This window comes from Schleiferilactobacillus harbinensis DSM 16991, assembly GCF_000425885.1.
GTDB lineage: Bacteria > Bacillota > Bacilli > Lactobacillales > Lactobacillaceae > Schleiferilactobacillus > Schleiferilactobacillus harbinensis.
Genome location: NZ_AUEH01000011.1, coordinates 57534 through 71135 on the forward strand (window position 1 = coordinate 57534; position 13602 = coordinate 71135).

The 13602-nt window shown below is 52.0% G+C and carries 15 protein-coding genes and 1 pseudogene; 7 read left to right on the plus strand and 9 right to left on the minus strand.

What is annotated here, in order from left to right:
- The first annotated feature begins 320 nt into the window (after positions 1–320).
- Entirely contained in the window at positions 321–1652 is a 1332-nt protein-coding gene (locus H627_RS0105000) for an N-acetylmuramoyl-L-alanine amidase family protein (RefSeq protein WP_035439983.1), read from the plus strand.
- A 314-nt stretch (positions 1653–1966) separates the two neighbouring features.
- On the opposite strand, the gene H627_RS17070 is transcribed toward H627_RS0105000, so the two are convergent.
- The 6 genes and pseudogenes from H627_RS17070 to H627_RS0105030 form a co-directional block, all read right to left on the minus strand.
- Positions 1967–2638 carry an HAD-IA family hydrolase gene (locus H627_RS17070; RefSeq protein ID WP_081674688.1) on the minus strand — a complete coding sequence of 224 codons (672 nt, stop codon included), beginning with the start codon at positions 2636–2638 and terminating at the stop codon, positions 1967–1969.
- Positions 2638–3090 carry a D-aminoacyl-tRNA deacylase gene (gene dtd, locus H627_RS0105010; protein WP_027828052.1) on the minus strand — a complete coding sequence of 151 codons (453 nt, stop codon included), beginning with the start codon at positions 3088–3090 and terminating at the stop codon, positions 2638–2640. Before dtd ends, H627_RS17070 begins: the two co-directional genes overlap by 1 nt.
- A 20-nt stretch (positions 3091–3110) precedes the next feature.
- Entirely contained in the window at positions 3111–5348 is a 2238-nt protein-coding gene (locus H627_RS0105015) for a RelA/SpoT family protein (RefSeq protein WP_027828053.1), read from the minus strand.
- A 155-nt stretch (positions 5349–5503) separates the two neighbouring features.
- A complete protein-coding gene (locus H627_RS17075) occupies positions 5504–5845 on the minus strand; it encodes a hypothetical protein (RefSeq protein WP_150391817.1) in 342 nt (113 codons plus the stop codon).
- Between the two features lie 80 nt (positions 5846–5925).
- A pseudogene (gene prmA, locus H627_RS20610) lies at positions 5926–6900 on the minus strand (50S ribosomal protein L11 methyltransferase).
- The gene (locus H627_RS0105030; protein WP_027828054.1) at positions 6866–7270 is read right to left on the minus strand and encodes a hypothetical protein; all 405 of its coding nucleotides are present in this window, start codon (positions 7268–7270) and stop codon (positions 6866–6868) included. The pseudogene prmA and the gene H627_RS0105030 overlap by 35 nt, the downstream one beginning before the upstream one ends.
- A 239-nt stretch (positions 7271–7509) precedes the next feature.
- Here H627_RS0105030 and H627_RS0105035 point away from each other — a divergent pair, with 239 nt between their 5' ends.
- Complete coding sequence (locus tag H627_RS0105035) at positions 7510–7950, plus strand: hypothetical protein (RefSeq protein WP_027828055.1); 441 nt, start codon at positions 7510–7512, stop codon at positions 7948–7950.
- A 450-nt stretch (positions 7951–8400) separates the two neighbouring features.
- Here the strand turns inward: H627_RS0105035 and H627_RS0105040 are convergent, their stop codons facing one another.
- Positions 8401–8589, minus strand: a complete 189-nt coding sequence (locus H627_RS0105040; protein ID WP_146993800.1) for a hypothetical protein — start codon at positions 8587–8589, stop codon at positions 8401–8403.
- Positions 8590–8695: 106 nt separating this feature from the next.
- On the opposite strand from H627_RS0105040, the gene ybaK reads away from it, so the two are divergent.
- From ybaK to H627_RS0105065, 5 genes are all read left to right on the plus strand, one after another.
- On the plus strand, positions 8696–9178 hold the full coding sequence (gene ybaK / locus H627_RS0105045; RefSeq protein ID WP_035439997.1) for a Cys-tRNA(Pro) deacylase: 483 nt from the start codon (positions 8696–8698) through the stop codon (positions 9176–9178).
- Positions 9179–9265: 87 nt separating this feature from the next.
- Positions 9266–9574: a DUF960 domain-containing protein gene (locus H627_RS0105050; protein ID WP_081674695.1), complete on the plus strand. Its 309-nt coding sequence runs from the start codon at positions 9266–9268 to the stop codon at positions 9572–9574.
- A gap of 94 nt (positions 9575–9668) precedes the next feature.
- A complete protein-coding gene (locus H627_RS0105055; protein ID WP_027828059.1) occupies positions 9669–9899 on the plus strand; it encodes a hypothetical protein in 231 nt (76 codons plus the stop codon).
- A gap of 258 nt (positions 9900–10157) precedes the next feature.
- The gene (locus H627_RS17085) at positions 10158–11198 is read left to right on the plus strand and encodes an acyltransferase family protein (protein WP_051225192.1); all 1041 of its coding nucleotides are present in this window, start codon (positions 10158–10160) and stop codon (positions 11196–11198) included.
- Positions 11199–11223: 25 nt separating this feature from the next.
- Complete coding sequence (locus tag H627_RS0105065; RefSeq protein ID WP_027828060.1) at positions 11224–12075, plus strand: alpha/beta hydrolase; 852 nt, start codon at positions 11224–11226, stop codon at positions 12073–12075.
- 139 nt (positions 12076–12214) lie between these two features.
- Here the strand turns inward: H627_RS0105065 and H627_RS0105075 are convergent, their stop codons facing one another.
- Both H627_RS0105075 and H627_RS0105080 read right to left on the minus strand, forming a co-directional pair.
- Complete coding sequence (locus H627_RS0105075) at positions 12215–12616, minus strand: hypothetical protein (RefSeq protein WP_027828061.1); 402 nt, start codon at positions 12614–12616, stop codon at positions 12215–12217.
- Positions 12617–12690: 74 nt separating this feature from the next.
- Complete coding sequence (locus H627_RS0105080; RefSeq protein WP_027828062.1) at positions 12691–12870, minus strand: hypothetical protein; 180 nt, start codon at positions 12868–12870, stop codon at positions 12691–12693.
- Positions 12871–13602 lie beyond the last annotated feature (732 nt).

The window sequence follows — 13602 nt, forward strand, 5'->3', positions numbered from 1 at the left end:
GTGTCTATGAGTAACGTTCATGCGGACGGGGGCGTAACGCCCCGGCAACGAAGACTGTCTTTTCAGTCATGAGCCCTTTCAGCAAATGGACTCTCTCTGGAATTCCTGACCTATCCTGTGTCTCCGTGAATGCTTTTCATATATCAGAATAAGCGTATGAAAGTTTCTTTGGAATGTCAATACACATACGCTAATTGTAATCGCTAACATGTTGTCTGCCAAGTTTTTCCACCCGGCCGGCGGTCAATTTGCTATAATGAATACAGCACTTTGACACGTGGCGTGCCGGTGTATTCTATGTTTAGAAAGCAGGTGGCCGGATGGCAGCCTTTTTCACCCGTTGTAAACAATTCCTGCGGCGCTATCCGCTGCTCGTATTAGTCACGCTGGTCGCTGTCCTGGCCTTCGGGTTTACCACGGCACTCGCGAACTATAATATGATCACCGTCCGAGCCAGCGTCTTGAACGTACGCCAAGGTCCTGGCCTTTCCTATAATGTGATGGCTCAAGTTTCCGGCGGCCAGAAATACACGATCCTCGATCAGCGCAACGACTGGTATCAGATCCGCCTAGACAACAATCGGATCGGCTGGGTCGCCAGCTGGCTGGTGGATAATACTGAAGTATCCCAAGCGACCAATCGCGTCGGCTTAGTCACGGTGAATGAGGCCAACATTCGCCAGTCGGCGAATACTGCCGCCCAGGTGCTGGGCACAGCGAAAAGCGGCGAGAAAGTCACTGTCCTTTATCAAGCCAATGGCTGGAGCCAAGTGCTGGTCAATAATTCCGTCGGCTGGATGCGCAACGATACGATCAAGCTGACCAATGAGACAGCCAGCACCGTGCAGACCAACGACGGCAGCAATGCACAAGTGTCCCAAGCCGCGATCAAGACCGTGACGACGAAGCAAACGGCTTACTTGCGGTCCAGTCCCAGCGATGAGGCCTCTGCGGTGACCGCGCTGTCAGCGAATACGACCCTCACCTACCTCGAAACGACGGGGCAATGGTACTATGTGCAGACGAAGAGCGGGCAAAAGGGCTACGTTGCCAGTTGGCTGGTGAGTTTGTCAGCCAATGACACCGCGGCCAAGACTATTCCCACCAAGCTGTCAGAAGCGACGATCATGCTCGATCCTGGCCACGGCGGCTCGGACTCCGGGGCTATTGCCAATAACGGCACGAGTTTTGAAAAAACGTATACGCTTGAAACCGCCAAATTGGTGGCAGCGGCTTTGCGCGCTGCCGGCGCCAAAGTCATTATGACCCGAACCAGCGATACCTTTGTTGATCTGGGCCCGCGAGCGGACATGGCTAATAAGGACGGGGTGGACGCCTACATCAGCATCCACTTCGATTCCGCCCCCACTGCCAACCAGGCCAGCGGTTTCACGACTTATTATTACAACCCAAAGAAGGACCTTGGCCTCGCTAAGTCCCTCTCCACTGCCCTTGGACAAGCCTTACCCTTGACGAATAAAGGTGTTTCTTACGGTAACTTCGAAGTTCTGCGGGACAACGACGAACCCGCTGTTCTGCTCGAACTGGGTTATATTAATAACGATACTGACTACAAGGAAATCAAGTCGGCTAATTACCAGCAGCAAGCGGCCAATGCGATTACGCAGGGGTTGTTAAAGTACTTCCAGTAGTGGGACAAAGAAGATAATTGGTCCTCCACTGCCGTGCCAATGCTGCGCAACCTCCGGCGGAATTGGGCTGGCGATGCGCAGCTAGTGGTGACGGCGCTTTGAGCCCGCAAAAACCGTGGTCTCAAAGTCGCCTAACCACATCAGCGGCAAAGCCGCTGTGTGGTTTCCACCACTGAGCCCATTCCGCCTCCGGTTGCTCCGCATTGGCACTAGATACGCCGTAAATAGCGGCATTGTTCCATATGATGTCTAAAACAAAGAGCCTGCACGGGTAATGTCCGCACAGGCCCTTTTATTATCGCTTCAATTACTTGTTAGTACGCATTCTCATCATCATCATTGCCTTGGGTCAAAAAATATGGCTGAATATCAGCCAGATCCTTCACCACCGCATCGGCACCGGCGGTATCGCCGAATCCATCGACATCAAAGAAAATGGTATGCACGCCGGCCTTTTGGCCCGCTTCCACATCGATCGCCCGATCGCCGATCATGACGGTCACTTGCGGATCTAATCCGTAATGCTCGACTAGCGCATTGATGGCCGTGGGATCCGGTTTCCGTGGGAAGCGGTCGCTGGCCGTGACGATACCAGTGAACAGTTCGGACATCCCTTCAGTGGTCAAGAAGGACAGCGCTGAGCGATCCCGGTGGGTCCACAGGAAATTGGCGCCGCGATCACTGATCAACTGCAAGATTTCCCGAGCGTGGGGATAGATTTCCGGAGATTCCGGCTGATACTGAATTTCCAGCGCATGCATCCGGTCTTCCATCGCTTGCAAATCCAAGCTGTTTTTAACCGAAACCGTTTCTAAGACGTGGCGAATCGATGTCTTCTTGATTTCCTTGTACAATTCATCATCCGGAATCGGTTGTGAAAACTCGCTGAGCGTTTTGCTCAGAGCCTTCAGCAAGCCTGGATAGGTGTTAAATAAGGTACCGTCGAAATCCCAAATTGCGTTGATAAAATGAAAGTCTGCCATCATTACCGTCCTTCTTTTTCAGTGTCATAGATGATCGTCACGGGCCCATCATTGATTAAATGGACTGCCATGTCGGCGCCAAACTCACCGGTTTCAACGTGGATCCCAGCGTTCCGCAAACCGGTGTTAAAAGCATTGTACAGCTGCTCACCCAGCGCCGGCGGGGCAGCGGCTGAAAAGCCCGGGCGATTGCCATGGGCGGTATCTGCATATAAGGTGAATTGGGATATTGAAAGCACGGCGCCATTCACCGCAGCCAGATCCAAGTTCATTTTACCGGCGGGATCGCTGAACACGCGCAATTTAGCAACTTTATGCACGAGATAGTCAACATCGGCTTGGCTATCCTCGGCACCCACACCGACTAAAATCATGAAGCCCCGCTGAATCGCTCCGACAGTTTGGCCGTCGATCACGACAGACGCAGCGCTGACCCGCTGCACGACAATACGCACGATTTTTCCTCCTCTAACCTTTAACCTTGGGCGCGTTTCACTTCATACACGTCCGGAATATTCTTGATACTGCTGATCATGCGGTCCAAATGGGCAGCGTTGCTCACGCCGACCGTCACATGGATATCCGCCATTTTGTTATGATCGACCCGGCCATTGATATTGTTCAGATTCTTGGTCTGGGTATTGAGCACTTGCAGGACATCGTTGAGCAGACCGTTGCGATTGTAGCCGTAGATTTCCAGATCCGCATTGTAAGACATGGAGGGATCCGACACATCTTCCCACTCCACGTCAATCAGCCGGCCAGGAATGCTCCGGGCGGATTGGACATTGGGGCAGTCTGCCCGGTGGATGGTGACACCGCGGCCCTTGGTGACATAGCCGACAATTTCATCCCCAGGCACCGGATTGCAGCATTTGGCGAGATGAATCAGAAGGTTATCGACGCCTTGGATGACCACGCCATTTTCATGCTTGACCTTCATGGTTCCCCGGGCCGGCGTATCCTTGGTAATCGTCGTCACCCGCGGGTTGGTCTCCATGATCTGCTTCTCGCGTTCCTTTTGGGCTGCCTCTTCCTTGGCTTTCCGAGTCTTTTCGGTGAACCGGTTAGTCACGATGAGCGGGGATAATTCGCCGTACCCCACTGCCGCGAAGAGTTCGTCTTCAGTCCCGAAATTGAATTTATCCAGCATCTCGCCTAACAACTGGCGGTTTTCCAAATAGTCCTTCGGGGCATAGCCGCCATCGAGCAGCTGCTTCTCCAAAAGGTCATGGCCCTTCTCGATGTTTTCTTCCTTATCCTGCTGCTTGAAGAATCGGCGAATCTTGTTGCGGGCCCGGGAAGTTTGCACCATGTTTACCCAGTCTTGGCTGGGTTTGGCATTAGTCGCCGTGAGCATTTCTACGATATCGCCGTTCTTCAATTGATAATTCAGCGGCACGATCTTGCCGTTGACCTTGGCGCCAATCGAATGGTTGCCGACTTCGGAGTGGACCTGATAGGCAAAATCCAACGGCACACTGCCTTTAGGCAGCTCGTAGACATCCCCCCGGGGAGTGAAGACATAGACTCGGTCGGAGAAAATATCTCCCTTGACGCTCTCCATGAAATCGGCAGCGCCATGAGTCTCATCCTGGATCTCCAGAATTTCTCGGAAAATATCCAGTTTTTGACCGTTACGATCCAGATGGACCGGACTCTTGTCGCCCTCTTTGTATGCCCAGTGGGCAGCGACCCCGTATTCAGCCACATGGTGCATTTCTTCAGTCCGAATCTGGACCTCCAGCGGCTTGCCCTGGGGCCCGATCACCGTGGTGTGGAGGGATTGATAGCCATTGGCCTTAGGCAGGGCAATGTAATCCTTGAATCGCCCGGGCATCGGCTTCCACTTGGAGTGGATCGCGCCTAAAACGGCATAGCAATCTTTGATGGACGGTACGATCACCCGAATTGCCAGCAGATCGTAGAGTTCATCAAACTGTTTATGCTGATCGCGCATCTTCTTATAAATGGAATAGATGTGCTTCGGCCGCCCATAAATCTCGTAGTGCAGATTCAGATCGGCGATCGTCTTCTTGATCTCCACAATGGCGTTTTGAATGTACTTTTCCCGCTCGCCCCGCTTCGAATTCATCAGGTGCACGATGCGGTAATACTGCTGGGGATTCAAATAATGGAGGGATAGATCTTCCAGTTCCCACTTGACCCGGCTGATGCCTAACCGATCGGCCAGCGGCGCGTAAATCTCCAAAGTTTCATTGGCGATCCGCCGCTGTTTATCCGGACGCAAATGCTGCAAGGTACGCATGTTGTGCAGCCGGTCCGCCAGCTTAACCATGATCACCCGCAAGTCCTTGGCCATCGCCAACAGCATCTTGCGGTGGTTCTCTGCCAATTGTTCCTGATGGGAGAGGTACTTGATTTTTCCCAGCTTGGTGACCCCATCAACGATTACCGCGACATCGTGGCCGAACACTTCTTCCACGTCGCCCAGGGTGACGTTGGTGTCTTCTACGACATCGTGAAGAAAGCCGGAGGCCACAGTTTCCGGATCCATCTTCAATTCTGCGAGAATACCGGCGACCTGAATCGGATGCATAATGTAGGGTTCACCGGATTGACGCCGCTGGTCCTTGTGGACGTAAGCAGCGAACTCATAAGCTTTTTTAACTAAGGCCAGATGGTCGTCATTCATGTATTCGTGACAAATGGCAAAAACATCATCGGCGGTAAATTCACGTTCTTTGGGCATAGCGTTCGACCCCTCTCTGAATCGGCCGGCCAACTGGCAGCAGCCAACTCAACACCAAATTGTACAAAATGTGAAGAAAGACACCCATCCTCAGACGCGTGCCTTTGCCTCCCTCTATTTTGCCAGAAAAATTAAAGAATAACAACTTGCTGAAACTAAAACTTTTTAATCGTACTGCCCCAGCCAAAACCAATGTAGCCCAGACATAAATACAAGGCACAAAACCAGTAATTATAGTCTGCGTAACGCCACAGGACCAGCAGAGCAAAAATCGCTGCCGGGAGTAAAAGCCACCAGCCGCTAGTACGCGACCGGCGCAGCCAGATGCCGCCTAAAAAACTGCCCAGTCCATTGAGGATCATAAAGAGCCAAAGCACCCGCTGAACTACGGGAATCCCAATCAAAGAGAACAGCAGCGGCAAGAGACCGAAAATGCCGATCACGACGACCAGGTAGCGGCACCATGGCCGCGCCCACATTGTTTTTATCGATTCCAAAATTCAATCATCCATCCAATTTACTTTTAACATGCCAACATCATAGCATAAAGCCCAGTCCTAGAAAAGCCGCCGGACCGCTATCCCACTTCGGTTTGCCGCTTGGCGGCAATGGCCGCCCATTCGCCGTTCGTCAGGGTATAAATGGGAACCAGGCCATGCTGGGCTAAGGCTGCCGTGATCGCCGCTGTTTTATCCCGGTAGATGCCAGACAGGATTACCGTGCCCTGGGGCCGCAAATGATCTGGTAATTGTGGAATCAATGGCAGGAGGACTTCAGCCAAAATGTTGGCCATGATGATGTCGGCCCGCTCGGTGACATCAGCCAACAGATTAGCCGGTTCGAGACGGATATTGCGGGCTTGCGGGTTAAGTTTGATATTGCGGCGGGCCACGTTCAATGCCTGGTCATCAATGTCGGTGGCCAAGATGCCGGCCGCCCCAAACAGAGTGGCCGCAATACTGAGGATACCAGCGCCAGTACCCACATCGATCAGGCTTTCACCGCCCCGCATGATCATTTCTAATAACGCGAGGCTGAGCTGAGTAGTGGGATGGGTGCCGGTGCCGAAGGCTTCCCCTGGATCCATCCGGATAATCTGTTCCTGATCGTTAGCTGGCTGGTAGTCGGACCAGGCGGGAACGACCGTTAAAAAGCGGCTGATCCGTACCGGCCGATACTATTGGCGCCAGTTGGTACTCCAGTCCTCATCTGCGATGATCTTCGTATGTACCGGACCCGCCGCAGCGGCCGTGAATCCGGCTTGGGGCAGTGCAGCCACCCGGCTTTGAATTTGGGCAAGCCGAGCAGCATCCTGATCATCCACCGGATAATACGCTGTGACAGCAGCCCCTGCCTGGCGATGGGGAATGGTTCGCCAATCAAAGACTTCATCGGCGGTCCGGGCTTGAATATGCTCCGGATCCGCCGCATCAGCGACCTGCACGCCATTGGCGCCGGCCGCTGTGAGAATTTCACTCACCGCGGCCACTGCGGCGGTCGTTGTTTCCACCGTGATTCTAAACCATTGCACTAAATCTGCTTCCTTTCTCATTGGCGGCCGTGATCGTCGGCAAACCTAAGGTCACGTCATAAATCTGCATCGGATAGGCTTGGAGCTCAATACCCAGCTGCTGCTCGTCGGTGACCAGCAACGGCGCCATCTGCTTTAACTTCGGCCGTTCTCCGAGTTTGATCACGGCATACACCGTTCGCACCAATTGGCGCATCTGCCCCGCTGAAATAGCAAACGGCGGTGTGAAGACCAATGTCACGCTGGTCATATCCGGACTATCGTCATCCACGTGCAGTGTGTTGACATGCATTCCCAGCAACTGGCGGGAGTCGTGGATGTGCTGCAAGAAAGCCAATACCCGGCCGGGGGCAAATGCCCCTTTAATGATAAACATATGCCATGTGACCATGATCAGCGCCTCCCTTTTCTTCCATTATGGCACAGCTGGCGCCGGCCAAACAACGGCGACGGGCAAGAAAGGCTGCAGTCACCGAAGGGAACTTAAAAAAACAAATGTTTTTTATATAATAAGGTAAAACTTATGTTGACCATTAGTTTTATAGATGGTATTCTATTTTTAGGCAAGCGGTACCAGCTGCTGCCCTGTTGGCTGTTATCCTGTATATGACAAAGAAAAAGGTGACTATCATGCGCAATATCATTACGCCCGCTCCTTACGAGAAGGCCTACACCATTGTTCTGAACCGGATTCTCGCCCGCTTCACCATGCTCGATGACGTGTTCGGCGAATACAAACGGACCGTGTTGAAGATCGTTCGGGGCCGTTGTCTGGCATCCGAGAATCTGCAAGACTTAGCCCGGTATTGGGAGCGCAACTGCCAACAGTTCAGCCGCTTCTTGGACTGTATTGGCCAGACTGCTGCACCGCCGGAATTTCAGCAATTCCATCAAGTTCTCACCGGTGAACTGCGTCATTTTTACAATCAAGTGTGTACTGCCCAGCAAGCCATCAACTGGGGACAGAATTCGTGCTGCCAAGCGACCCTGCAGGATGCATTCAATGAAATGACCTGCATCCGAGACCGGATCGACCATGCTCTGCAAAACGTCAACGGCGTCGCCATGTAACCCTCACGTGTATTCACTCACGGGGGATCGCCAGTGAATACATATCAGTACCATTCCCCCATTTCTTTAATCGTGTTTCATAGTGTTTCCCACATCCCACAACAGTGTTTCCCACATGAACGGGCTGATGCGGCCATCCCTAAAACGGGCTCAGGCGACCAGAAGCTAGGAGATAAGGACGGCAAGGCAAAAACCCAAAACCGGGGTTTGTGCCTTGCCGTCCTTATCCCTACGCTTCTGAGCGGTCGCCTTCGCCCTCTCCTGAGCCCTCTGAGTTGACACCTCTATCCTTTCGGTGTTACTATTCAATCGAACAAAGGAGGTGATGTCTTTTGACTAACGGAAGTAGTCTTAAGACATCAGCTCTGGAGTTAAATGCCTAATCGCGTTTAATCTTCAGGCCTGATGTCGAAGAACAAAATGGAGCTGCCTAATCAATCAGGCAGCTCCTTATTTTTTGTCTAACTTTTGGTCCCCGGCTTTGGACTTGCCGGTGTAGTTTTTCTGCAAGCGGGCGAATGCTTTTTGCACCTCTTGCAGATGACCAGGATCTTCCCGGACTTGGTGCATCAAACTGCTGAAGTCGTGGGCGGCCACGTCATCAGTTGCATCTTTTTTGTGAAACTTAAACCATCGCATGTCCTCACCTGTTTCGAGCACCATTATATCAGCATTGCCCCGCTTGTAAAACTGTGCCGCTTCACGGGAAAGGAAGATCTATGTGAGTAAGAAGAAACATGGCGAAATGAAAACGCTCGTCGAAAAAATGTTGGACAAGGCCAAAATCAGTTATGTGCCTTTCACTTTTCCGACCCATACCGCGGGTGATGTCCAGCAGCTGGACACTCAGGAAGCCGGTGTTGATCCGCATCTGGTCTACAAAACGATTGTTTTTGCGGGTAATAAAACCGGCCCGGTAGTCGGTGTCGTCCCCTTGGATCGGCGGGTCAGTTTGAAGAAAATTGCCAAAGTATCCGGCAACAAGAAAGTTGAACTGCTGCCGCTGAAAGATCTGGAGAAGACTACTGGCTATGAGCATGGCGCCAACACGCCCATCGGTATTCATGAAACTCATAATTACCCGATCTACATCGATGAGGTGGCCCAAGATCAGCCGCAAATCATTGTCAGCGCCGGCAAAGTTGGCCGCTCGGTGGGCATCGATCCGACCGTCCTAGTCAACTTTGTGGCTGGTCATTTTGCCGATATTGGCGAGGCCGATGAGTAAAGCCGATAGGCGTCTTCGTTGCATTTTACAGGGGGCTAGTCCAGAATATTAGTAATGAAGCATTGCGTGAAAGAGAGGATGACCCGCATGTTTAGTACAAATCGGTCGCGGTATGCGACCTTTGGGGTGGTTTCCGCGGTCCCCGGGACAATTATTGATGAAATATGGCATATCATTGACGACTACTTACAGGGCGTTTTGCCCTTAGAAAATGTGTTGAACTTTGCCTTCAGCAATCGGTCTGGTAAATTAACGATCACGTTTTCTGAGGACGGTACAGATGTAACGATGGGCTTTGATACGCCCTACGCGTATGCCAGCCAATTGCCGAAGACGGTCGTCGCCTATGATGACGGTCAAAGTCAAACAATTATTCTGCCCTCAGAAATACAATAACAACCGTTTCCATTCTTGTTATCGTGGGAATTGTTACGTGCCCCTAACAATTTGGTAAAAAATGTGTTATAATGTTCGCTAGCGGGGTGATGTAATGTATACAGTCGTATTGACCACCAACAAGGGTGAACATAAGGTTCAGGACGTAACGCAGGTCGTTGTCACCACGACAACGGTCACCGAAAAGAAGCCCGTCACTGAGTTTCAAAGCGTAGAACACGCCAAACGATTCATTTTCTTTGATGACACGTCGCTATTGTACGGCATTGATGCCAGCAAAGTGAACGAGGTTAAATATTTCAAACAAGAAGCAACTGAACAATGATCGTGGTTTAGATAGACGCGCCCAACGCCCTTACGGCTGCGGCGCGTTTTTCTATTTTCTTCAAAACCGCGCTCTTTTTTTGTCTTCTTTTTCCCACTTTGGCGTAACTGCGGGGCGCGCGGTGCAGGGAGACTTAAACTAGCGCGGTTGCACTGGTCTAGAGTGATTGCATACGCTATAAGTTAGGAAATCAGCACAAAAGCGCCCGAGAAAATTCACATTTTTTCGGTAATGTACATAGTGGAGTTGATTAATGCGATGAATCAAACAGAAGCACCAGCGCAGATAAACAGCGCGGCCGCGCCAGTCAAAAAGGCCCGGATCGCCTGGGTGGATATTGCCAAAGCAATCGGTATTTTGGCCGTTGTGCTTGGTCATGCCTATCCCCATAAGGACACCCTATACGAAGTGACCTACTGGTGGCACATGCCCCTCTTTTTCTTCATCGGCGGTTTCTTTTTAAAACCCCTCCCCCACACTTGGCAAGCCGTTCGCCGCTTCTTTCAGCGAAAAGTCTGGCCCCTGTATTGGGATTACTTAGTCGCCGGGGCAATCATCATTACCATCAATTACTTTACGGAGCATCGGACTGTCGCCTATTCACTGGATTACTTCCGCCGGCTGCTCTATGGTGGCACCGTCCTGAATGGCTACACCAGCGCCTTCTGGTTCGTGACGGTTTACTTATTGGCCCAAATCGGCGTGGTGGCGCTGATCAGTTACGTCAAACCGCAGTGGCTGCAGTGGCTTGTGGTCATTGCCCTCTTCATCATGGGCACCAGCTACGACAACGCGCAGCAGCTTTTTGGCTTTCCGCTCCCAGGGAACGCTGACGTGACCTTGATGGCCATGTTTTACATGTATGTCGGGTACCGCCTGTTTCCGTTGCTGAAACGCATCGTCGCCTCGCCCGTTTGGCTGGGCGCCTCACTGCTCGGCGCGGCCGGCTTTGCTTGGGCGCAATACGCGGATAAAATCGATCAGGTCGTTTACATGAAGTCGCACAATGTCACCGACGGCCTATTCGCTGCGACGGTCCCCATTCTTTTTGTCCTGGTGGTCATCGGCATTGCTTATCAGCTGGGGGAAACGAACCTGTCTCATCAGCTGCAGTGGCTGGGTAAGCAGTCCATGATCATCATGTTCAGTCACAAGGCAGTTTTTTATATTCTAGAGAAGATGTCCATCACCAATTGGGCCATCTTAGCGCTCTTCGGCGTGATGATTCCCATCACAGGCGTTATCCTATACCGCTTATCCCGGCGCATGTTACAATCATCCTTGAACCTGACGGTGTAACGCGCATATATGGAGGATATCCAGGATGAAAAATAAAAAATGGCTTTGGTTTATTCTGGTCGCGGTCGTCCTGATAGGCGGCGGCGGTCTTTTTTTCTGGTACCAGGCTCAGGCGGCTCGCCCCCAGGCGACACCGGCAGACGTGGGGCATTATCATACCCCGACCTTGTTCGTCCACGGCTTTGGCGGCGGTTACGGCTCGGAAAAAGATATGATTGACGATTTAAGTCAGCACCCAGGATTCCAGCAAGTGCTGCGTTTTGATGTCGATGCATCCGGCCATGTGCGGACCAGCGGACACTGGTCTGTGGGCGTCAAATATCCGCTGATTGCCGTGGTTTTCGCGACCGGCCGGCCAGACGCGCAAGCACTGGTGCCGATCCTGACTCAGCTGAAGAAAACATATGGTATTAAAGCGTTCAACGCGGTGGGCCACTCAGCCGGTTCGGTGGCTTGGGCCACTTGGGCAGTGACCGACCGAACCGCTGCCCAACCGGATTTACACCGGCTGATTACCATCGCCGGCCCCTTCAATGGCTTCCCCGGCATAGATCAGCAGGCCGCCACGGCCACGATTGGCAAAGACGGCAAGCCCAGCTACATTTCACCCAGGTACGCCCCCTTGGTGGCGAACCGGCAGCACTTCCCCACCACCGCGGCCGTCCTGAATCTATATGGCGATTTGGGTCACGGCACGGACAGTCGGGTGCCGGTAGTATCCGCCCGTGCACTGGGTTACATTGTCCGCGGTCGAGCAGTCAGCTATACGGAGCGCGTGATCAAGAATAGCAAGGCTCAGCACAGCCAGCTCCATGAACACAATCCGCTGGTGAACCGCTACTTGTATGAATTTCTCACCACCGGCAAAGTGAAATAGATAAGAAAATGGCCTCCGCCCGCAGTTTGGGCAGAGGCCATTCGTTTATTTTCTGTTTTTGTCCCGGGTGACCCACCAGGCCACGATTGGTCCGGCAATCAGGATGATAACGGCCGCGATCAGGACGATCACCGCCACATTACGCATTGCTTTCGCGCCCCATCGGTCCGGCTTGATGAATCGCGGGGGTGTGATGCGGACTATTGTGCATGATCAGCCGAATTGAAATGACCAGAAGAATCAACCCCAGCCAGAACAGGTTAGGCAGAATGAACATCACAATATACCCAGCCAGCCCCACTAGATTCCCAGCCAAAACCCAGGGGTATGGTAAGGAAATCAGGTACGACAGGATATGTAATAAACCGCCGATGATCCCGATGAAAAACGTCTTCGCCGCCAATGCCCAATACGTGGCAATGAATTCCTGCCAACTGAAAACAGACATGTTGATCAAGAAAATCATGACCGCTTCAACGGCAAAGGCAAAGAGAAAAACCAGACCATACAACGCCGGTGCTTTACGCCAAGAAAATCGCATCGATACTCACTCCCTGCAATAAGTATACCTGATTCAGCCCGGGGACGGCATTATTTTTTTGCGTATAAAAACGGTTACTCGGCCGCATTTTGCCCCGTAATGTGGGCCAATTCTGCTTCGGACACCTTAACCATCTTACCCGACACCATCCGAGCGATCCAGACGTGGACATCCTCGGTTGATTGTTCGATAAACTCGATCTGCGCGGGATTGATCCACGTCGGATCGAGTACGTACTCGTGTAAATAGACCATCGCTAACACCTCCCTGTTGATTATGACACAAAGCCAAAAATAAAACCCGCTAAGCGGAGATCATCCAGCTTAGCGGGTTGTGAGAGGAGAGTACAGGATCGCCCACGCCACGCCACTACTGGTTAAAAATCGATTTTGTCAGACTTTTGTCAGACCGCAATAAATGCTAATTCGTGTGCTTAAAAAAGCCCCGGCATTTCTGCCGAGGTGTAGTTAATCTGATTGTCAGTCTGGGGGGAATGACTAATCATGAGGTGTCAGGAGAGGACTCCCGACACATGGAATATAACACCAGTTGCTCCTTTTGTCTATCCTGGGAGACACAAAAAGGGCTTCCAGTATTTCTGCTGGAAGCCCCGAGTGATGACTATTGAGGAAAACCTTGGCCAGGGTGAATGGTGCCCTGGTGGAAGACATATTACCATTTATCAAGGGAATTGTCTATGCCATGCCAATACAAAAGCCTCACCGAAGTGAGGCCGAAAGGTATTCTGTTGCCGTACCCAATTATGGCACAATACAATCGGTTTCATTATATCACTTTGGCCATTATGGGTATACACATAATAGGCCCGAATTGTCAAATTAAGTGCAACAGTGAAGACTCATCCATGTGAATTGGTTTAGGTAGTGGGCAGGGATTCCTCCAGGCCCAGGGGGGAGGCCTGGAGCGCCGCGATTGCGCTGCGGTATCCAAGGCACTTCCTTAACCGGTGGTTTAAGACATCTTGG

Bases quoted from the DNA above. Each gene is read 5' to 3' on its own strand.
- H627_RS0105000 (WP_035439983.1), top strand. From the start codon at position 321: ATGGCAGCCTTTTTCACCCGTTGTAAACAATTCCTGCGGCGCTATCCG.
- H627_RS17070 (WP_081674688.1), bottom strand. From the start codon at position 2,638: ATGATGGCAGACTTTCATTTTATCAACGCAATTTGGGATTTCGACGGT.
- H627_RS0105015 (WP_027828053.1), bottom strand. From the start codon at position 5,348: ATGCCCAAAGAACGTGAATTTACCGCCGATGATGTTTTTGCCATTTGT.
- H627_RS0105030 (WP_027828054.1), bottom strand. From the start codon at position 7,270: ATGGTCACATGGCATATGTTTATCATTAAAGGGGCATTTGCCCCCGGC.
- H627_RS0105035 (WP_027828055.1), top strand. From the start codon at position 7,510: ATGCGCAATATCATTACGCCCGCTCCTTACGAGAAGGCCTACACCATT.
- H627_RS0105040 (WP_146993800.1), bottom strand. From the start codon at position 8,589: ATGCGATGGTTTAAGTTTCACAAAAAAGATGCAACTGATGACGTGGCC.
- ybaK (WP_035439997.1), top strand. From the start codon at position 8,696: ATGAAAACGCTCGTCGAAAAAATGTTGGACAAGGCCAAAATCAGTTAT.
- H627_RS0105050 (WP_081674695.1), top strand. From the start codon at position 9,266: ATGTTTAGTACAAATCGGTCGCGGTATGCGACCTTTGGGGTGGTTTCC.
- H627_RS0105055 (WP_027828059.1), top strand. From the start codon at position 9,669: ATGTATACAGTCGTATTGACCACCAACAAGGGTGAACATAAGGTTCAG.
- H627_RS17085 (WP_051225192.1), top strand. From the start codon at position 10,158: ATGAATCAAACAGAAGCACCAGCGCAGATAAACAGCGCGGCCGCGCCA.
- H627_RS0105065 (WP_027828060.1), top strand. From the start codon at position 11,224: ATGAAAAATAAAAAATGGCTTTGGTTTATTCTGGTCGCGGTCGTCCTG.
- H627_RS0105075 (WP_027828061.1), bottom strand. From the start codon at position 12,616: ATGCGATTTTCTTGGCGTAAAGCACCGGCGTTGTATGGTCTGGTTTTT.
- H627_RS0105080 (WP_027828062.1), bottom strand. From the start codon at position 12,870: ATGGTCTATTTACACGAGTACGTACTCGATCCGACGTGGATCAATCCC.